We start from the raw sequence: 20,448 nt of genomic DNA, 5'->3' as shown, positions 1-20,448 counted from the left end.
ATAACGATGCAATACAATGAAGTAATGATCCGTTATGGCGAACTGTCCACTAAAGGAAAAAATAAAAAACTATTTATTAATAAATTAGCTCAAAATGTAAAATTTGCCTTGCATGATTTTGCAGAATTAAAAGTCGATGCCGATCGTGATCGGATGCACTTGAAATTAAACGGAGCTGACAGTGAGGTTGTTCTGGAACGTTTGAAACCGATTTTTGGAATTCAAAATTATTCTCCTGTTATGCGCCTGGAAAGAGAAATGGAACAAGTGAAGACAACTGCTGTAGCAATGGTTCGAGAATTATATAAAGAAGGCCAAACTTTTAAAATTTCAACTCGGCGATCTGATCATGATTTTGAATTAGACACAAATGAAATCAATCAATTACTAGGTTCAGAGGTTCTGAGAGAAGTGGAAGGAATCAAAGTTCAAGTTAAAAACCCTGATATCAATATACGTGTAGAAATACGCAAAGAAGGAATTTTTCTTTCCAGTCAAACCATTTTAGGAGCAGGCGGATTGCCTGTAGGATCAAGCGGAAAAGGCATGTTGATGCTGTCAGGCGGAATCGATTCTCCAGTAGCGGGCTACTTGACAATGAAACGAGGCGTAGAAGTGGAAGCTGTTCACTTTCATAGTCCTCCATATACAAGTCCTCGTGCTTTGCAAAAAGCAAAAGATTTAACTTCCAAAATGGCAGCTTTTGTTGGCAGTATCCAATTTATTGAAGTGCCATTTACAGAGATTCAAGAAGAAATTAAAAAAAGTGTACCAGAAGGATACCTGATGACAGTTACACGCCGTATGATGATGCGCATTACTGATCGTATTCGTGAAGAACGAAAGGGATTAGCTATTATCAATGGAGAATCGCTGGGTCAAGTTGCATCTCAGACATTACACAGTATGATTGCTATTAATGACGTAACCACTACGCCGGTCATTCGACCAGTAGTTTCCATGGATAAAAACGAAATTATCGAAGTAGCCCAAAAAATTGATACATTTGAGTTATCGATACAACCATTTGAAGATTGCTGCACAATTTTTGCACCGCCGGCCCCTAAGACAAAACCCGACTTAGAAAAAGCACGCCAATATGAAGCGCGTTTAGATATAGAAGGCTTGATTCAGCGGGCGATGGATCACTTGACTATCTCGAAAATCAAAGTAGGCGATACATTAGAAGAGCAACAAAAAGAAGCTTTTTCTGATCTTCTTTAAAAGGAAATGGCTGCTGTATTATTTTTATGCAAATAAAAGAAAGACCAAAAAGATGGTTCTACGTCAACTGACGTTGGTGAAGAATTTTAGTCACTTATTTAATTAGAAATCCTATACACTTTTCATGGTAAGCATTAAGCTGCCCTGAAAAGTGTTTTTTCTTTCTGTTTATAGTTGCTGGTTTCATATTAAAGTGCAGAAGAATACGGTTTTTATAGTTCGCAAAGTTTCTGTAGCCATAGGCTACACGGTTAAGGACCTTAATCTTATTATTTATTCCTTCAATTTTTCCGTTTGAGTACTTATAGGCAAATGTATTTTTAATGTGCTTTATATGCTTTTTCAATGTTTTAAGGCTCGTCTTCATTGGTTTTGAAATAAGTGGATAATCTTTTTCTAAAATCTTTACTAGCTCATCGTAGTCGTTTTTCTCAACCGCTTTGAGAATAGCTTGATACACCTCGTAAGTCTCTCTCAGAATAGTGTTATATCCTAACATTTCATCGACAATTGCTGATTCTAAGCGTAGACCAAATAGAGCATAATAAGTATATTTTGTATAAGATAGTTCAGATTCTTTCTTTAGGATTTTTTTCCAAAATCGTTTTAATCGACGGTATTTTTTCATGTCTTCTCCGTTTGAGGTGTGAAATTGATTCATGACCGTTACCCTTGTACGGTTCAGTGAACGATTAATCAGCTGGACAATATGAAAACGATCAATGATAATTTTGGCGTTTGGAAAAAGCACGGGAATAAAATTGACGTAGCTGGCATTCATATCGACTGTAATGGTTTCTACTTTTTTTCTGGCCTTTAGGCTATAACGTGAAAGGAAATGGTCTTTTATCGTTCGGCTGTCTCGAGAAGGCAAAATATCAATGATCGTTCCTTTTTCGGCATCTATGTATTCAAAAGCCATTGTGCTGTTGGCATACTTAAACTCGTCAAACGAAAGATGTTTAGAAAGCCAGAAGTAATGCGGTTTATAATTCTTAGCTTGCTCATTAATAACGCGTTGCGTCGTTGCTGAAGAGACTCTAGTTTGACTAGAGATATCTTTTATAGATTGAGCCATAGATGATTTATCTAAAATTTGTGCTTTTACAGGATTCGAAATAAAACAATTTTCTTTCAATAGAGGCGTTTTCGCAGTAAATGTAGCCCCACATCCTTTACACTTGAACCGTTGCTTCTTGAGTAATAAATAAGTTGGATGAACCCCGCTCATAGGCAAAGTAATACGTGAAACCTGTGTCCCGTTACGATAGATGGTATAGTGTTCGTTTGCTGCATGGCACTTCATACATTCCTGAGGAATGTAGGTCAAGCGGCCTTTAATAAATTTACATTTCTTCCCTTTGAATTGACCGTATTCTACGCAATCATCTTCAAAAATAATGTTTTTGTCTTGAATATCTAGTACTTTTCGCATATCATTTGATGTAGGCAAGTGAGTTCTCTCCTTTGGATGGGTTGTGGTGACTTTAATTCTACAGGAGAACTCACTTGTTTTCTATTTTTACGAAAAAAGACGTTAGCGAGTTTTCACTCACCAACGTCAAATATTGTACAACCAAAAAGATGAGGTTAACCTCATCTTTTTTTATTTTATTGATTAAAAGTAAAACTATAAGAGAATCTGTGGTATACTGATTACAAAATTAAATGTGATTTTAATCACAAAATCGTTGTAAAGTGCACTTCTAAATGATATGATTCAAAGAAATAGACTTGTAAACGGAGGAGTTTCAATGGAAAAGAAACAACTAGAACGACATATCCCAAAAGCGACTGCTAAAAGGCTGCCGTTATATTATCGTTGCTTGAATAAATTGAAGGAAAGTGGAATTACACGGATAAAATCAAAGGAATTAAGCCAGATAACGCAAATTCCTTCTGCAACAATTCGTCGTGATTTTTCTCACTTTGGCGAATTAGGCAGAAGCGGTTATGGCTATGAAGTAGAATACGTAACGGAAATATTTCATGACTTATTAAATGTGAATAAAATCGTTAATATTGCTTTGATGGGAGTAGGTAACTTAGGAAAGGCATTGATTGCAAATAATTTTAGCAAAGACAATAACTTGAAAATTACATGCGGCTTTGAGATCAATAAAGAAAGTACTGGAAAAGTATTGTCTGGTGTGCCTATTTATTCTATTGAACAAATGTCCGAGATTCTTGACCGTGAAGAGATAGATGTAGCTATCTCTACTGTTCCGAGTGAGTCTTCACAAGATGCTATAAACATGCTGGTTGATGCTGGAATTACAGCGATCTTAAACTTTTCTCCAGGTAGAGTAAAAGTTCCAGAAAATATTGATATTCGATACATTGATCTCACTAGTGAAATTCTGACTTTAGTTTATTATGATGGCTGGCTGCTTCCGCAAAAAGCGAAATAAAAAGTGAGATAGTTGCTTTTTCTATTTTAGACCACGTATACTTAGTAAGAAGTAGTCAGATAAATAGGAGTGAGAATAGATGGAATTTACAAGAAAAGGAACACCGCTTAAAGTAGAAGGTACGCAACCTGCAGTAGGAGAACAAGCACCAGACTTCTCTCTAAAAAACTTAGAAGATGAAACGATTGAATTAAGTCAATTCAAAGGAAAAGTCGTGTTGATCAGCGTTGTACCTGATATTGATACGCGTGTTTGTGCAATTCAAACTAAAGCTTTTAATGCGGATGCAAATGATATTGAAGGCGTACAGTTGATAACTGTTTCAACAAATACAAAAGAGCAACAAGAAAAATGGTGCGCCGGAGAAGGAATTGAGATGGAGATGCTTCATGATACAGATCAAACATTCGGTAAAACTTACGGGATAGCTATTCCTGAATTAAATGCATTAGTACGTTCAGTATTTGTCATTGATGGATCTGGCAAACTAGTCTATAAAGAAACCGTTGCAGAAATGGTTGAGGAACCGGATTACGATAAAGCAATTGAAGCGGCAAAAGCGGCTCGTTAAAATGAGCAGCAATTTAAGAAAAGTGTTCATGCCCACCTTGACCCCCGTGAAAATAGGAAATGCGACTCGGGGAGCACTGCTCCTTTCGTCGCCTTGTAACTGGTACTCTACGAGATGAATCTCTTAAAGTACCAGCAAATGAGCCTACTGCGCAATTGCTAGGAGACTTCCAGCTTTAGTTGGTGACGTCGACTAGTACAAAGCTCGTGTAGCGAAACTTTAGGCCCTCCTTTAGTTATCTAATTTACGAGAGGTCGGGCTTGAACGCTAGACATTCAATACAGAAAACTTATCCTACCTAATTTTAAAAAACAGGATTGAATTCCCATCTTTTCAATGCTAGAATAAGACATACTTAAAAAGCGATGAACAAGAAGAGTAATGTTATTTTTGGTTTAGTAGAGAAAAGAACAGATGGTGGGAGTTCTTAACCAAAATAAGATGAAGGTAGCTTGGGAGCTGACAGGGCGAAAAAAGAGTAGCTTTGTACGGAGTGGCGTTACGTTAAAAACGTGAAGTGAGAGGTATATCCAATAATAAAGGATATGCAAACTAGGTGGTACCGCGAATAACAAAGCATTCGTCCTAATAATGATTAGGACGAGTGCTTTTTTTTATTTTATCCATTAATCGCTTTGAAAAAAATAAGAAAAGAGGGTATAAGATATGACGGATGAATTAAAAATGCCGACGAAATATCAGCCAAAAGAAGTGGAAGCAAATCGTTATGAAAAATGGCTAGAAAAAGATCTATTTAAAGCAAGTGGAGATAAGACCAAAGAACCTTATTCTGTTGTAATCCCGCCACCCAATGTTACAGGGAAATTACATTTGGGGCATGCATGGGACACGACTTTACAAGATATTATTGTACGGCAAAAACGTATGCAAGGTTATGATACTTTATGGCTGCCTGGAATGGATCATGCAGGAATTGCCACACAAGCTAAAGTAGAAGAAAAATTAGCTGAAGAAGGCATTTCCCGTTATGACTTAGGGCGCGATAAATTTATCCAAACAGTTTGGGACTGGAAAGAAGAATATGCTAGTGTTATTCGGGAACAATGGGCAAAAGTTGGTATATCTGTTGATTATAGTCGCGAACGGTTTACGTTAGATGATGGGTTATCAGAAGCTGTTAAAAAAGTATTTGTTACGATGTATGATAAGAAATTGATTTACCGCGGCGAATACATCATCAACTGGGATCCGAAAGCTAAAACAGCATTATCTGATATTGAAGTTATCCACCAAGACGTTGAAGGAGCTTTTTACCATATGAGCTACCCGTTAACAGATGGCAGCGGAACTGTTGAAATTGCTACTACTCGTCCTGAAACTATGCTAGGTGATACTGCGGTTGCAGTGCATCCTGAAGATGAACGGTATCAAGGGCTGATTGGGAAAACCGTTTTGTTGCCGTTAATGAACCGTGAAATCCCAATTATTGCAGATGAGTACGTTGAAATGGATTTTGGTACCGGAGTCGTTAAAATCACACCGGCTCATGACCCTAATGACTTTGAAGTCGGAAACCGTCATGACCTAGCTCGAATTAATGTGATGCATGAAGATGGTACGATGAATGAGTTAGCTGGTAAATATGCTGGTATGGATCGTTTTGCAGCTCGTAAAGCAGTCATTAAGGACTTGGAAGCAGAAGGCCGTTTAATCAAAATTGAGAAAATGATTCATAGTGTGGGACACTCTGAGCGGACCGGAGTAGTAGTTGAACCGCGCTTATCGACACAATGGTTTGTTAAAATGGAGACTTTAGCAAAAGAAGCTATGGATAACCAAGAAACAGTGAATAAAGTGAATTTTGTACCTGAACGTTTTGAGAATACGTATATGCGTTGGATGGAAAATGTCCATGACTGGGTTATTTCGCGTCAATTATGGTGGGGACATCGTATTCCTGCATGGTATCACAAAACGACCGGAGAATTGTATGTTGGCATGGAAGCACCAGAAGACAGCGACAATTGGGTACAAGATCCTGATGTACTAGATACTTGGTTTAGTTCAGCTTTATGGCCGTTCTCAACAATGGGATGGCCAAATGAAGAAGCAGAAGACTTTAAACGTTATTTTCCTACAAATACCCTAGTTACCGGCTATGATATTATTTTCTTCTGGGTCAGCCGAATGATCTTCCAAAGTTTAGAGTTTACTGGAAAAAGACCGTTTAAGAATGTGCTGATTCATGGACTGATCCGTGATGAAGACGGACGCAAAATGAGTAAATCGTTAGGCAACGGCATTGATCCAATGGATGTAATCGATCAATATGGTGCTGATGCATTGCGCTGGTTCCTATCGAATGGATCTGCTCCTGGACAAGACGTACGATTTAGTTATGACAAAATGGATGCTGCTTGGAATTTTATCAATAAAATTTGGAATGCCAGCCGGTTTGCCTTAATGAATATGGAAGGTTTCACAGTTGAACAAATCAATTTAACAGGTGAAAAAACAGTAGCAGATCGTTGGATTTTGACAAAATTAAATGAAACTGTTGCAAAAGTTACTGATCTATTTGAGCAATTTGAATTCGGTGAAGCTGGACGTCATTTATACCACTTTATTTGGGATGATTTTTGTGACTGGTACATTGAAATGAGTAAAGAAGTGTTATTTGGTGAAAATGAGCAAGCTAAGCAAATGACTAGAAGCATTTTAGCTTATGTCTTGGATCAAACACTGCGTCTTTTGCACCCGATTATGCCTTTTGTTACTGAAGAGATATGGGAAAACATTCCTCATGTTGGCGAATCTTTAGTAGTGGCAGAATATCCAGTCGTACGTCCTGAATTATCAGATGAAAAGGCGACTAAAGGGATGGATGTATTGATGGAATTGATTCGTGCAGTTCGTAATATCCGTTCTGAAGTAAACACACCTTTGTCGAAAAAAATAGAATTACTGATCAAAACAAATGATGAGACTATCGAACAATTCTTAAATGAAAACGTCTCTTATATTGAACGTTTCTGCAACCCTGAAACACTAGTAATCTCAAGCAATGTAGAAGCTCCAGATACAGCAATGACTGCAGTTATTACAGGGGCTGAAATTTATCTTCCTTTAACAGGCTTAATCAATTTGGAAGAAGAGATTACACGTCTTGAAAAAGAGCTGGATAAATGGGATAAAGAAGTGAAGCGTGTAAAAGGGAAATTGGCAAATGCAAAATTTGTGAATAAAGCGCCGGAAGCTGTAGTGGCAGCTGAAAGAGCTAAAGAAACTGAATATCTCGAAAAATACACAATTGTTCAAGAACGGATTGCAGTATTAAAAGCACAACTTTAATCAAATAAATTTGTTGAAGAGCCTGTCTTTCATTAAAGTGAAAGACAGGTTTTTTTGAATACCATATTCAATAGGAGTGGTTTATAATGGGGAAGAATGTCAGTATAAGAAATGGTGGGTTGCTTAATGTTTGAAACATTTGAAGAAACATTAAATTGGATACATGGAAGAAAAGTGTTCGGGATGAAGCCCGGTTTGAAAAGAATGGAATGGATGTTAGAGAGACTAGATTTTCCCAATAAGAAAATAAAAGCAATTCATGTGGCTGGGACAAATGGGAAAGGCTCTACAGTTACTTTTTTAAGAAATATGCTGCAAGCTAATGGTCAAGTAGTTGGAACATACACTTCGCCGTATATCGAACTCTTCAATGAACGCATCAGCGTTAATGGAGAACCTATTTCAGATAAACAAATCATACGATTAGCTAATATTGTATACCCGTTAGCCTGTGAACTTGAAGAAACGGAATTAGATGGGCCGAGTGAATTTGAAATTATCACTATGATGATGTTTGTTTATTTCGGTGAAGGTCATGCAGACGTAGTGATCATTGAAGTAGGGCTAGGAGGGTTATTAGATTCTACTAATGTAATTACACCAATTGTTTCAGCTATCACTACTATCGGGTTGGATCATATGAAAATTTTAGGAGAAACAGTACCGGAAATAGCGTTTCAAAAAGCTGGTATCATTAAACCAGGAGTGCCAGTTGTAACAGGCAAGATACCTAAAGAAGCGTTAGAGGTTATTGAAGCTCATGCAAATGAGAAAGGAAGCAAAGTTTATTTTTTTGGAAAAGATTTTACAGCAACGAAATGGCAAACCTTGCCGACATGGGGAGAGCAGTTTACATTTGAAGATGAGGCTATTTATTTGAATCAATTGCAAATCGGAATGTTGGGAAAACACCAGATTGAGAATGCAACTGTAGCGATTGAAACTTTGAGGATTTATAGTGAAAAAACTGGCTTAGTATTAAATCATGAAGATACAAGAAGAGGACTGAAACAATCTTTTTGGCCAGGTCGTATGGAAAAGGTTAACGATAAACCACTAATGATTCTTGATGGGGCTCATAATGAACCGGCTATTCGTCGTTTAGTTGAAACGATCAAACTGGATTTTAATCAACAAGAAGTTTATTTGATCTTTGCTGTTTTGCAGGATAAAGCAATTGGAAATATGGTTAGTTTATTGACAGAATTGCCTAATATTCATCTTATTTTGACTAGCTTTGACTTTCCTAGAGCAGCAACAATAGACGAATTGAAAGGTTATGCTGGATTAGGAGTGACCATCAAAGAACATTGGCAAGAAGCTTTAAGGGACACAGTGAATGAGATGGATGAGAGTGATGTAATCTTAATTACGGGATCGTTGTACTTTATTTCAGAAGTAAGACAATTTTTAACGAAACCAAATAATGGATGATTAACCAAAGAAATGTAACTAAGCGGAACAAGCGAGACAAAAACGGCAGCCCTATATCAAGACTTAATATAAGTCAAAGACTTTATTGAAGAAAAGCAGACTGTATGAACATGTTAAGACTGGATCATACAATCTAAAAAAGTTGATTTTTAAACTAACTGTTATTCTTAGTATGATAAAAAAATAGATTCCCCTTTTTTTGCAGATAGTAAAAATATGGAGAAAAGGGGGAGAAACATGAGAGAGAGGTCAACAAGTCTAGTGAAAGAAGTTCCTGTTTTTTCAAGGCCTAGAGAAAGAATGGAACAATATGGTGAAAAAGCACTAGCAAACCATGAATTGCTAGCAATTTTATTGCGAACGGGAACAAAAGGTACCAATGTCATGGCACTTGCTATGGAAATCTTAAATACATTTGAAGATTTGTATTTTTTGAAAACAGCTTCTATAGAAGAGTTGATGGTTGTTTCTGGTATCGGGAAGATTAAAGCAATCGAAATAAGAGCTGCAATTGAATTGGGCATGCGGATTGCACAAGCTCCTCAAATTAAAATTGGACAAATAACTTCCAGTCGCAAAGCGGGAGAGATGCTGTTAGGAGAAATGCGGGACCTGCAGCAAGAGCATGTGATGGTGTTGTATTTGAATACTAAAAATGAAATCATTAAAAAAGAAACCACTTTTATAGGTGGGTTGAATTCATCGGTTGCGCACCCACGTGAAATTTTTAAAGGGGCAGTCCGCGTTTCGGCAGCTCGCATTATTGTAGGGCACAATCATCCTTCGGGTAATCCAGAACCTTCGGAAGCTGATATTTTATTTACTAAACGCATGTTTGAGTGTGGGGAATTAATCGGGATCGACTTATTGGATCATCTCATTATTGGACAAGATCGGTACATTAGTTTAAAAGAGTTAGGAGTCTTTTAGTAAAGGAGAAAAAATAAAATTTAATTAAAGTCTTTATAAGCTTGTGTTATTAAAATAATCGTGCTATACTTACGTCAGGTTTTTGTTTAGGTATAAGAAAAGAATTGTTTCATAACATTCCAATTCGTACCGTTAGCAAGAATTAACAAATGTGCAAAACGCACGAGGAGGATATTTTATTATGGAACAAGGTACAGTAAAATGGTTTAACGCAGAAAAAGGTTTTGGCTTTATCGAACGTGAAGACGGCGACGATGTATTCGTACATTTCTCAGCTATCCAAGGTGAAGGCTTTAAATCTTTAGAAGAAGGACAAGCAGTAACTTTCGACGTTGAAGAAGGAAACCGTGGACCTCAAGCAGCAAACGTTGTTAAAGCGTAATTAAAATTACAATTAAGGTAAGAGAGTGAGACATTTGTCTCACTCTCTTTTGTACATCTGGCTAATGAGGCTCTAAAAGATATTCGATAAAGGTTTTCAGCAGCTTCAACTGTTAGAAGCTTTTGTAGATTGTTAATTAGGGTTCTTGCTTGATAAGTATATTTGGACTTGTTATACTGTTAGTGAGTTTTTGCATAGTAAAAGAAAAATGTTCCAAACATTTCAAATGATACTAATTAGTAAAAACATCAATTACATAGCGTTTAACGCATGAGGAGGATATTTATAATGGAACAAGGTACAGTAAAATGGTTTAATGCAGAAAAAGGGTTCGGTTTTATCGAACGCGAAGACGGCGACGATGTATTTGTGCATTTCTCAGCTATCCAAGGTGAAGGGTTTAAAACTTTGGAAGAAGGGCAAGCAGTAACTTTTGACGTTGAAGAAGGCGACCGCGGACTTCAAGCAACAAACGTTGTTAAAGCCTAATGAAAAAGTAAGAAAATGAAGCGTTTTACTTGCGGTATATACAGCGATATGTTAAAATAAATTTAGCATTTTGTTGAGGTAGAATGAAGAATCGTTGCAGAAACATTCCAAATCGTACCGTTAGCAAAAATGTTAAATATATAGTGTTTAACGCACGAGGAGGATATTTATAATGGAACAAGGTACAGTAAAATGGTTTAATGCAGAAAAAGGTTTTGGTTTTATCGAACGCGAAGATGGCGATGATGTATTCGTACACTTCTCAGCTATCCAAGGAGACGGCTTCAAATCTTTAGAAGAAGGACAAACAGTAACTTTCGATGTTGAAGAAGGAAACCGTGGACCTCAAGCAGCAAACGTTGTTAAAGCTTAATTAAATCTAAAATAACTAAGGAGGTTAGCCCGAAAGGGTTAACCTCCTTTCTATTCCTTAACTATATTTTAATAACGTTCTCTAAAAGGCAGTCATGAAGCCCGATTTCAATGCTCAGTTGATGTGCGGTCCATTCTGTGTTTACTCGCTTCAGTTGCTTTAGTCCTTATAGTGTTAACTGCTGAGGAGTGCAATAGATGTAAGATAGAAGCTTTGGGTCTAAACGCTGTTTTTTTGCTCAATAACTGATCCGCTTAAAAAAGATAGCAAGATTAACTTGCTATTATTAAAAATAAATGATACACTGTATTTAAGTTTTTGTGAGGTAGTAGAAAAGAATTGTTTCATAACATTCCAATTCGCACCGTTAGCAAGAATTAACAAATGTGCAAAACGCACGAGGAGGATATTTTATTATGGAACAAGGTACAGTAAAATGGTTTAATGCAGAAAAAGGTTTTGGCTTTATCGAACGCGACGGTGGAGATGACGTATTCGTACACTTCTCAGCTATCCAAGGAGACGGCTTCAAATCTTTAGAAGAAGGACAAGCAGTAACTTTCGACGTTGAAGAAGGAAACCGTGGACCTCAAGCAGCAAACGTTGTTAAAGCTTAATTAAATTACAATTAAGGTAAGAGGGTGAGACAAACGTCTCACCCTCTTTTATATATCCAATTATTTATTCTAGAAGGGTTCTAAAAATCAGACCTGTGTTCACTTCGACTTGCCTGCAGCAGCTTTAGCTGTTTAGAATACAGTAACCGAAACTGGATGGGCATAGATCTTTTTTTGATATGCTTTTAAAAAAAGAAAAATAAGAGAATCTTTAAAGACAATGGTTTAGAAAACCGCTACGTTCATGTGAAGCAAACTTAAATTTCTATTAAATTACGTAAATTATTAATGTTTTGCTAAAAAAAATGAAGTATGATGGTTTCTGACAAGGCAAAAATATCTTTTTTTTGTTATACTGTCTTAGAGTTTAATGAATAGTTAAAAATAAATTGTACTATATTCTAAAAATTCTGATGTTAGACAGACTTGAGAGGATGAAATAATGTGTTTAAATTTGGAAATAAAGACATTGGTATTGATCTAGGAACAGCCAATACAAATGTTTTCGTTGATGGTAAAGGAATTGTTTTAAGAGATCCTTCAGTAGTTGCAAAAGATATCAATACTGGAGAAATTGTAGCAGTTGGTGAAGATGCCAGAAATATGATCGGGAGAACACCTGGTTCAATAGTCGCTATTCGCCCTATGAAAAACGGCGTAATTGCAGATTATGATACTACAGCTGCAATGATGAAATACTACATTGAAAAAGCTATTGGAAAAACAACATCTAAACCTTATGTCATGGTTTGTGTACCAAGTGGTGTAACTGAAGTGGAAAAACGCGCTGTAATTGATGCAACAAGAATGGCTGGAGCTAAAGATGCTTTTATTCTGGAAGAACCATTTGCTGCAGCTGTTGGAGCAGGTTTGCCGGTCATGGATCCTACAGGCAGTATGGTTGTCGATATTGGAGGCGGAACTACTGATGTAGCAACAATAGCACTTGGCGGGATAGTGAGCAGTCGTTCTATCCGTTTGGCTGGGGATAGCATGGATGATGGAATCATTCATTATATTCGTAAAAAATATAATTTATTGATTGGTGAACGTACAGCTGAACAAATCAAAATTGCTATTGGTTGTGCATCGGCAGAAAAAGCACCTGAATATGGCTCTATGGATGTTCGGGGACGCGATTTGTTAACTGGATTACCACAAACTATTGAAGTTTCAGCCATTGATGTAGCTGAAGCGATTAAAGAAGTTGTTGATGGGATCGTTAGCGCTGTGCGAGAAACATTAGAAGAAACACCGCCGGAAATTTCTGCAGATGTAATTGATCATGGAATTGTTTTGACAGGCGGAGGAGCTCTTTTGAAAAACATTAGTGATGTAATCGCTGATGAAACTGAAGTTCCCGTTTTCGTAGCAGCTGACCCACTAGATTGTGTAGCTTTAGGTACTGGTGAATCTTTAAAACATATGAATTTGTATAAAAAGAAAAGAATGAAATAAGTAAAAATTACATGACGTAATGTGACGATGCGGGCAGTATTTTGCTTTTCCGCATCGTTTTCATTTCGGACAATAAAATAACAAAATACGAAGTTATTTAGTTTAAGATATGTTAAAATGGATAAAGCCTGAAGAATTAATGAGGTGAGAATTTGCATCAATTTTTTTCAAATAAAAAACTAATTATATTATTGGTGAGTGTTATCGTTTGTTTAGGGCTAATCGCCTATTCTATTACAGAAAAAAGCAAATTACCGATAGTACAGCAGTTTAGTAATGACATCACTGCTATTACAGGCCGCGTGTTGTCCAAACCAACCAATGCCGTAGTTAATTTTATGGAATCAGTAGATAATTTAAAAAATACGTATGAAGAAAATCAATTATTGAAATCAAAAATTGATAGTTTATACGAAACAGAAGTAGAGTTAAGTGAGTTAAAACAAGATAATCAAAAAATGAAAGAACAATTGGAATTGCAAGATACTCTTTCAAATTATAAGAAAATAAACGGTACAGTCATCAGTCGGAATCCAGATAATTGGATCAACCAAATTGTAGTGGATCGCGGGAGTCAAAGCGGCATAGTAGTCGGGTTATCTGTGATGGCAGATAATGGATTGATTGGAAGAGTGATAGAAGTAAGTCCAACAAGTTCAAAAGTTCAGCTGATAACGACACTTGACCAAAATAACAACCGAGTTGCCGCTTCAGTTTCTTCTAAAGATGGATTCGTTCATGGTATTATCAATGGATATGATACAAAAACGAATCGATTGATTATGAAACAAATAACTACTGATGTAACCATAAAAAAAGGAGATCAAGTAATGACTTCAGGACTAGGCGGAGTATCCCCAAGTTCATTGTTGATTGGAACGATCGATGAAGTTAAACTAGATGCTCATGGTTTATCACAAGAAGCTTATGTAACACCGGCAGCGGACTTAAATGATATTCGTTATGTGACTTTCATTCAACGAACAGCTGAGAGTGGTGAGTAAGATGAACGAACAATGGAAAGTTAAAGTTTTTGCTCCGCTTGTAATTTTTATTGGTTTTTTAATAGATGGTCTTTTATCGGGAGTTTTTTCTGTCCAATTGTATGGAGAAAATGGGAATATAATGACGCCTAGACTAGTTGTTCTTATTTTTGTGTTAATGTCCTTTTATCTTCCAAGAAATAAAATGATTCTTTATGGAATTATTTTTGGTTTGCTCTATGACAGTTATTATGTAGGGATCTTAGGTATGTATGTCGCAATTTTTCCAATTATTGTATATATCACAGAAAAAGTAAAGCGAGTGTTGCATCCAAATGCGCTTACTATAGGGATGATGGTTGTGATCAATCTAAGCATTGTAGAAACAATTCTATATGGATTTTATAAAGTTTTGGGCTTTGCAGAGATAGATATGACTACTTTTATGGCCAGTCGTTTAGGGCCAACTTTATTGTTAAATCTCGTATTCTTTATATTGGCATTCTATCCTTTAAAAAAGATAATAATTAAAATATTAGAGAATTAAATACGATGGAATGTTCATTCGTTATTTAGCTGATAAGGAGTTGTTAAGGTGAAACAGAGTGTGTCATTAAAAGGAAACAAAGATGGTTTTATGTTAACTTTAGATGAATCGGCTTCTTTTACTACGATCATTGAAGAATTAGAGCAATTATTGGAACATCTTAAAACTGAAGCCAAAAAAACAGATGCAGAAGAAGAGAAAAAAGAAATCCATTTAGAAATTTCAACAGGGAACCGTTTATTATCTGATGAAGAAAAAAAGGAAATTACAGAAAAAATTAAAAACAATAGTCAATTTGAAATAAAAAAAATCAACTCTGCTGTTATCACGTATGAAAATGCCTTAGCATGGCAACAAGCAGTAAGTTTACAAATGGAAATTCAAACAATCCGCAGCGGACAAGTTCTTCAAGCGCCCGGGGACATTCTTTTTGTGGGGAAAGTACACCCCGGTGGAGTGATTCGAGCAAATGGCAATATTTTTATAATCGGAGAATTACACGGCATTGCTCATGCTGGATTTGAAGGTGACGCAACAGCAGTGGTTGTGGCTGATTTCCATACAAACGCACAAGTACGAATAGCTGATAATATTCAAATTATTGAAAATCAATCTGCTGATAAAGAACAAATTAAAAAAAATGAATTTGCGTATATTAATGATTTACATATTTTGGATTTTGAATCTTTAGATCAGTTGAGAAAAATGCGTCCAAATTTAGGTAAAGTGACAGGGGGATTAAAATCATGGGTACAGCAATAGTCATTACTTCTGGAAAAGGCGGCGTAGGAAAAACTACGTCTACTGCAAATATTGGAACAGCACTCGCTTTGCAAGGCAAACGGGTCTGCTTAATTGATATGGATATAGGACTAAGAAACTTAGATGTTATTTTAGGGTTAGAAAACCGCATTATTTACGATATTATTGACGTGGTTGAAGGCCGAGCAAAACTACATCAAGCCATTATTAAAGATAAACGATTTAATGATAATTTGTATTTATTACCAGCAGCACAAAATGCTGATAAAAATGATGTGAATGGCGATCAAATGATTGAAATTGTAAATGAGTTAAAAGAAGATTACGATTTTATTTTAATTGATTGTCCAGCAGGAATCGAACAAGGGTTTCAAAACTCTATTGCAGCAGCAGATGAAGCAATCCTGGTAACGACTCCGGAAATATCTGCTATTCGCGATGCTGATCGGATCATCGGATTATTAGAGCAGACAGAATTAGAACCACCTCGCCTGATTATTAATCGTATTCGTAAACGGATGATGCAAGATGGGGAAGTTTTAGATGTCGATGAAATCACACGACACTTATCTGTAGACTTATTAGGCATTATTTTTGATGATGATGACGTTGTTCGTTCATCTAATAAAGGGGATCCGATTGTTTTAGACCCTAAAAACCCGGCATCCCAGGGTTACCGTAATGTGGCACGACGCATCTTAGGTGAAACCGTTCCGCTGATGTCCCTAAAAAAAGAAAAAGAAAGTTTTTGGAAGAAAATATTTGGCAAACGAAATTAATTATGCTATAGTTTGTAAAATAAACAAAAGCAATGAAGAGAAAAAGTAAGATTAGCGTCTTTACAAAGAGAGGTTGCGGTTGGTGAGAGCAATCAAAGATCTATTCTGAACACACATCTCTAAGCTGGCAGTTGAATTCGCTATAGTGTTAGTAAACTGTCCCGGATGTACCCGTTAACGTACTAGCGTTTAGTATTTTTGAACGTGATGAGATAGTTTTCTGTGAAGAGACTATAAAAAAAGGTGGAACCACGATAATTTAAACTATCGTCCTTTGCTTTCCTGTTGATCAGGAAAGCAAAGGACTTTTTTTGTTTTCTTTACTTAAAATAATCAAAAAAAGGAGAGATTAATATGAAAAACAAATTGATTAAAACAATGATTGCATTGGGTTCAATGGCAATGTTGGCAACAGGATGCAGCAGCAATACATCTCAAGCAGATAATTCCGATAAGATTATGGAAAAAGGCCCGTTAGTTGTGGGATTGGATGATACCTTTGCTCCAATGGGATATAGCAATTCAAGCGGTGAAATTGTTGGGTTTGATGTCGATTTAGCCAAAGAAGTTGGCAAACGGTTAGGCATTGCCGTTGAATTTCAAACTATTGACTGGTCTATGAAAGAAACAGAGATAAATGCAGGGAATATTGATGTGATCTGGAATGGTTATACCATTTCAGAAGAACGTAAACAAAAAGTTGCTTTTAGTGAACCCTATTTAAATAATAGCCAAGTCATTATTGTTTTAAAAAATAGCACGATTCAAAAGAAAGCAGATTTAAAGAATAAAACGTTAGCTGCTCAACAAGGATCGAGTGCAGTGGATGCCATTATGTCAGATAAATCGAATATTGTACCGTCACTCAAAAATGGCGAGATTATTCAATATCCTTCTAATAATGATGTATTCAATGATTTGAAGTCTGGCAGAAGTGATGCGATCGTTGTAGACGAAACGCTTGGTCGTTATTATATGAAGCAGAATACCGATGCCGATTACCGAGTGCTGGATGAGGACTTTGGTGAGGAAGAATATGCAGTAGGTTTTCGAAAAGCAGATGTGAAATTGAAAGAGGCTGTGAACGAAACGTTAGCAGCTATCAAAAAAGATGGAACGTATGATAAGATTTATAGCAATTGGTTTGCAGAGTGATCAAAAGATAGTCAAGTGACTACTAAAAAAACAAATCAATTAAATAAAAGTAGCGAAAGGGGAAAAGGAAGATGAACTTAATGACAGACATTATGCCAGCGTTGCTAAACGGGTTAACCACTACGTTAAAACTATTTTTTATTATCTTTATCTTTAACGATTCCCTTAGGGTTTCTGATAGCCTGTATTAGAATTTATGGCCCAAAATGGGTGACATGGATCATTCAGCTTTATATCTATATTATGCGCGGGACACCGCTATTGTTACAATTGATGGTTATTTTCTTCGGCCTTCCGATAATTGGGATAACTTTTGATCGTTTTACAGCAGCTATTTTAGCCTTTTTATTAAATTATACAGCTTATTATGCTGAGATTTTTAGAGGAGGAATTTTATCGATTCCTATCGGACAATTTGAAGCTATCAAGGTTTTGGGAATGGGAAAATTCCAAGGATTTAAACGAATTATTATTCCACAAGTTTTTCGGATCGTACTGCCTTCAATAGGAAATGAAGTCATTTCGCTTGTAAAAGACACGTCGCTTGTATACATCTTAGGGTTAAGTGAGTTGTTGAGAGCTGGGCAAATTGCAGCTAATACGTATGCTTCACTGCTCCCCTTTGCAGCAGTAGGCATCATTTATCTTCTGCTTACTGGCATCATTACAGTAGCTTTGAACTTTATTGAAACAAAATTCGATTTTTAAAGAGGTGAAAATAAAATGGTATTAAATGCAGTAAATATTTCTAAGGAATTCAATCAGGTAAAAGTGATTGAAGACTTTGACTTTACAATAAAGGCAAAAGAAGTTGTGACTTTAATCGGGAAATCAGGTACAGGAAAAACTACTTTCATGCGGTTGTTGAATGGACTTGAAGAAACGGATCAAGGTTCCATTTCTATTGCCGGCAATTATTTATGCAAATCTTCTACTGCTGGCAAAGCGGAATATACGACTAAAAAAGAGAGAGCGGCTTATAGAAAACAAATTGGGATGGTTTTTCAAGATTATCAATTGTTTCCGAATTTAATGATTATAGAAAATTGTATAGAAGCACCTGTTGGACAAAAAATAATGTCAAAAAATGAAGCGATAGACAAAGCTGAATCTCTTTTTTTGCAAATGGGTTTAGCGGATAAAAAAGATGTTTATCCACGTACTCTATCAGGTGGACAGCAACAGCGTGTGGCCATTGCCCGGGCAATGATGTTAAACCCTAAAATTTTATGTTTCGATGAGCCAACTTCAGCTTTAGATCGTGAATCTGCTAGTGATATTGGGAAAATGATGCAGAAAATAGCTGCTGCAGGTACCGGTATTTTAATTGTGACACATGATAAAGAGTTTGCAAAAGAATTCGGGACACGTGTGGTTTCTTCAGATACTTTTATTCATCCTTGACCTAAAAAGAAAAAAGGATAGGAAGAAAATTAGCAGCAGCTTTTTACTCAAGAATGAAAATTATTGATTGACGTGGAAGGTGCTTTTTGGTATGCTACTATTGTTGTTAATGTGTAGCACCACAACTACAACCGCGCGGGAATGAGTTTACAAGTCCTAAATGGCGCTCATGACGGCGAGTCTAAGTCTAATAAGGAGGTGCGAATAAATGTACGCAATTATTAAAACAGGTGGAAAACAAATTAAAGTTGAAGTTGGCCAAGCAGTTTATATTGAAAAATTAAACGTTGAAGCTGGTGAAACTGTCACTTTTGATGAAGTTATCTTAGTAGGTGGCGAAGAAACAAAAGTTGGAGCTCCAACTATTGCCGGAGCTGTTGTTGAAGGTACTGTAGAAAAGCATGGTCGTCAAAAGAAAGTTACGACTTTTACTTACAAACGCAGAAAAGACTCTCATCGCAAACAAGGACATCGTCAACCATATACAAAAGTAATGATCAATGCAATCAACTTGTAAGAAAGCGGTGTTTGTGAATGATTCAAGCATTTTTTAGACGTAACGATAAAAGGGCGATTGTTTCTTTTGAAGTTACTGGACATGCAGAGTCAGGAGCTTACGGAACAGACATTGTTTGTGCAGCTGTATCAGCTTTAACCATTGGAACTGCTAACAGCTTAGCTGCTTTAGGCGGTTTCACTCCTCTTATTGAAGCAAATGATGAGGTGGAAGGCGGTTACTTATATGTTGAACTGCCAATAGGAATAAATGATGAGCAGGAAAACATTGCACAGATTCTTTTGGAAAGTCTTTGCTTATCTTTAAATAGTATAGCAGAAGAATATTCTGATTATGTCAAGTTAAAGCAATGAATTAGATTAAAACAGGAGGTGCAATTCAGATGTTGAAAATGAATTTACAATTCTTTGCCCATAAAAAAGGGGGCGGATCTACTACTAACGGACGTGATTCTCAATCTAAACGTTTAGGTGCTAAACGTGCAGATGGTCAAACTGTTACTGGTGGTTCAATTTTATACCGTCAACGCGGTACAAAAATTTACCCAGGTACTAATGTGGGTATTGGTGGAGATGACACTTTATTTGCAAAAGTTGATGGCGTTGTTCGTTTCGAACGTAAAGGCCGCGACAAAAAACAAGTATCTGTTTATCCAGCTGCTCAATAATTAAACACAAAAGAAACTCTTCTATTCTTGTAGAAGAGCTTTTTTTTTAAGTTTAAAACATGTGCAATAACGAAACTTTCTTTAAAAGGAGCGTTAGAATGAGTGACTTGATCATCGGAATTTTGGGCATTAGTGTGATGGCTATTGTCATTATTCTTTTTATAATCGGAGTAGTTAAATTAGCCAGATGGATGTACTATGACGCAGAAGCTAGGCGTATGCGCGGCTGGCTGTGGGTACTTATAATGATTGTAACCTTACTGGTTCCAGGATTGCTTATCTATTTAATTTTTAGAAAGCCAGCCAGTAATTTTAGCTACCGCAATTCGAAAAAGAGCCAATTATGGAAATCTTCTTTAAAGTACTTTATAATTAATCTATTGGTCCTAGGCATTGTTATTGGGTTAGGCCTATACAAACAATTAAAATAAGA

General features: G+C 36.4%; 23 protein-coding genes and 3 other annotated features. Of the genes, 22 read left to right on the top strand and 1 reads right to left on the bottom strand.

The window, feature by feature from the left end; genetic code table 11:
* Window positions 1-6 precede the first annotated feature (6 nt).
* Complete coding sequence (gene thiI, locus BR87_RS03660) at window positions 7-1,224, top strand: tRNA uracil 4-sulfurtransferase ThiI (RefSeq protein ID WP_035028813.1); 1,218 nt, start codon at window positions 7-9, stop codon at window positions 1,222-1,224.
* Window positions 1,225-1,318: 94 nt separating this feature from the next.
* Here thiI and BR87_RS03655 read toward each other — a convergent pair whose 3' ends face one another.
* Complete coding sequence (locus tag BR87_RS03655) at window positions 1,319-2,677, bottom strand: ISL3 family transposase (RefSeq protein ID WP_211249961.1); 1,359 nt, start codon at window positions 2,675-2,677, stop codon at window positions 1,319-1,321.
* 301 nt (window positions 2,678-2,978) lie between these two features.
* Between BR87_RS03655 and BR87_RS03650 the strand changes: the two genes are divergently transcribed.
* The 21 genes from BR87_RS03650 (at window position 2,979) to BR87_RS03550 (ending at window position 20,446) form a co-directional block, all read left to right on the top strand.
* Window positions 2,979-3,635: a redox-sensing transcriptional repressor Rex gene (locus BR87_RS03650; protein WP_035028810.1), complete on the top strand. Its 657-nt coding sequence runs from the start codon at window positions 2,979-2,981 to the stop codon at window positions 3,633-3,635.
* A gap of 79 nt (window positions 3,636-3,714) precedes the next feature.
* The gene (gene tpx, locus BR87_RS03645; RefSeq protein WP_035028808.1) at window positions 3,715-4,206 is read left to right on the top strand and encodes a thiol peroxidase; all 492 of its coding nucleotides are present in this window, start codon (window positions 3,715-3,717) and stop codon (window positions 4,204-4,206) included.
* 356 nt (window positions 4,207-4,562) lie between these two features.
* Window positions 4,563-4,797, top strand: a binding site (T-box leader).
* A gap of 75 nt (window positions 4,798-4,872) precedes the next feature.
* Window positions 4,873-7,518: a valine--tRNA ligase gene (locus tag BR87_RS03640; protein WP_035028806.1), complete on the top strand. Its 2,646-nt coding sequence runs from the start codon at window positions 4,873-4,875 to the stop codon at window positions 7,516-7,518.
* 126 nt (window positions 7,519-7,644) lie between these two features.
* Window positions 7,645-8,952: a bifunctional folylpolyglutamate synthase/dihydrofolate synthase gene (locus tag BR87_RS03635; protein ID WP_035028804.1), complete on the top strand. Its 1,308-nt coding sequence runs from the start codon at window positions 7,645-7,647 to the stop codon at window positions 8,950-8,952.
* Window positions 8,953-9,189: 237 nt separating this feature from the next.
* Window positions 9,190-9,882, top strand: coding sequence for a RadC family protein (gene radC, locus BR87_RS03630; protein ID WP_035028802.1), 693 nt, complete (start codon window positions 9,190-9,192; stop codon window positions 9,880-9,882).
* A gap of 181 nt (window positions 9,883-10,063) precedes the next feature.
* Window positions 10,064-10,264 (top strand): cold-shock protein, encoded by a 201-nt coding sequence (locus BR87_RS03625; protein ID WP_035028800.1) that lies wholly within the window; start codon window positions 10,064-10,066, stop codon window positions 10,262-10,264.
* Window positions 10,265-10,552: 288 nt separating this feature from the next.
* Complete coding sequence (locus BR87_RS03620) at window positions 10,553-10,753, top strand: cold-shock protein (RefSeq protein ID WP_035028798.1); 201 nt, start codon at window positions 10,553-10,555, stop codon at window positions 10,751-10,753.
* A gap of 172 nt (window positions 10,754-10,925) precedes the next feature.
* Window positions 10,926-11,126, top strand: coding sequence for a cold-shock protein (locus BR87_RS03615; protein ID WP_035028795.1), 201 nt, complete (start codon window positions 10,926-10,928; stop codon window positions 11,124-11,126).
* A 416-nt stretch (window positions 11,127-11,542) separates the two neighbouring features.
* Window positions 11,543-11,743 carry a cold-shock protein gene (locus BR87_RS03610; protein WP_035028792.1) on the top strand — a complete coding sequence of 67 codons (201 nt, stop codon included), beginning with the start codon at window positions 11,543-11,545 and terminating at the stop codon, window positions 11,741-11,743.
* 444 nt (window positions 11,744-12,187) lie between these two features.
* Window positions 12,188-13,201, top strand: coding sequence for a rod shape-determining protein (locus BR87_RS03605; RefSeq protein WP_035028790.1), 1,014 nt, complete (start codon window positions 12,188-12,190; stop codon window positions 13,199-13,201).
* Window positions 13,202-13,353: 152 nt separating this feature from the next.
* On the top strand, window positions 13,354-14,205 hold the full coding sequence (gene mreC / locus BR87_RS03600; RefSeq protein WP_035028787.1) for a rod shape-determining protein MreC: 852 nt from the start codon (window positions 13,354-13,356) through the stop codon (window positions 14,203-14,205).
* A gap of 1 nt (window position 14,206) precedes the next feature.
* The gene (gene mreD / locus BR87_RS03595; protein WP_035028784.1) at window positions 14,207-14,731 is read left to right on the top strand and encodes a rod shape-determining protein MreD; all 525 of its coding nucleotides are present in this window, start codon (window positions 14,207-14,209) and stop codon (window positions 14,729-14,731) included.
* A gap of 48 nt (window positions 14,732-14,779) precedes the next feature.
* Window positions 14,780-15,493 (top strand): septum site-determining protein MinC, encoded by a 714-nt coding sequence (locus tag BR87_RS03590; RefSeq protein ID WP_035028780.1) that lies wholly within the window; start codon window positions 14,780-14,782, stop codon window positions 15,491-15,493.
* Window positions 15,478-16,272 (top strand): septum site-determining protein MinD, encoded by a 795-nt coding sequence (gene minD / locus BR87_RS03585; protein ID WP_035028777.1) that lies wholly within the window; start codon window positions 15,478-15,480, stop codon window positions 16,270-16,272. Before BR87_RS03590 ends, minD begins: the two co-directional genes overlap by 16 nt.
* Window positions 16,273-16,295: 23 nt before the next feature.
* Window positions 16,296-16,550 (top strand) — a binding site (T-box leader).
* Window positions 16,551-16,626: 76 nt separating this feature from the next.
* Window positions 16,627-17,427, top strand: a complete 801-nt coding sequence (locus BR87_RS03580; protein ID WP_035028773.1) for an amino acid ABC transporter substrate-binding protein — start codon at window positions 16,627-16,629, stop codon at window positions 17,425-17,427.
* Window positions 17,428-17,586: 159 nt separating this feature from the next.
* Entirely contained in the window at window positions 17,587-18,135 is a 549-nt protein-coding gene (locus tag BR87_RS03575) for an amino acid ABC transporter permease (protein ID WP_342341580.1), read from the top strand.
* Window positions 18,136-18,150: 15 nt separating this feature from the next.
* Window positions 18,151-18,831: an amino acid ABC transporter ATP-binding protein gene (locus BR87_RS03570; protein WP_035028770.1), complete on the top strand. Its 681-nt coding sequence runs from the start codon at window positions 18,151-18,153 to the stop codon at window positions 18,829-18,831.
* Between the two features lie 119 nt (window positions 18,832-18,950).
* Window positions 18,951-19,024, top strand: a sequence feature (ribosomal protein L21 leader region).
* A 15-nt stretch (window positions 19,025-19,039) separates the two neighbouring features.
* Window positions 19,040-19,348, top strand: a complete 309-nt coding sequence (gene rplU / locus BR87_RS03565) for a 50S ribosomal protein L21 (RefSeq protein ID WP_035028768.1) — start codon at window positions 19,040-19,042, stop codon at window positions 19,346-19,348.
* A gap of 17 nt (window positions 19,349-19,365) precedes the next feature.
* Complete coding sequence (locus tag BR87_RS03560) at window positions 19,366-19,701, top strand: ribosomal-processing cysteine protease Prp (protein WP_035028765.1); 336 nt, start codon at window positions 19,366-19,368, stop codon at window positions 19,699-19,701.
* Between the two features lie 29 nt (window positions 19,702-19,730).
* Window positions 19,731-20,015, top strand: coding sequence for a 50S ribosomal protein L27 (gene rpmA / locus BR87_RS03555; RefSeq protein ID WP_035028762.1), 285 nt, complete (start codon window positions 19,731-19,733; stop codon window positions 20,013-20,015).
* Window positions 20,016-20,113: 98 nt separating this feature from the next.
* A complete protein-coding gene (locus tag BR87_RS03550) occupies window positions 20,114-20,446 on the top strand; it encodes a hypothetical protein (RefSeq protein ID WP_035028760.1) in 333 nt (110 codons plus the stop codon).
* The last annotated feature ends 2 nt before the right edge of the window (window positions 20,447-20,448 follow it).

It is taken from the genome of Carnobacterium mobile DSM 4848 (assembly GCF_000744825.1).
Taxonomy (GTDB): Bacteria; Bacillota; Bacilli; order Lactobacillales; family Carnobacteriaceae; genus Carnobacterium_A; species Carnobacterium_A mobile.
The sequence above is the reverse complement of the archived record's forward strand: the minus strand, read 5'-3'. Positions and strand labels throughout refer to the sequence as shown.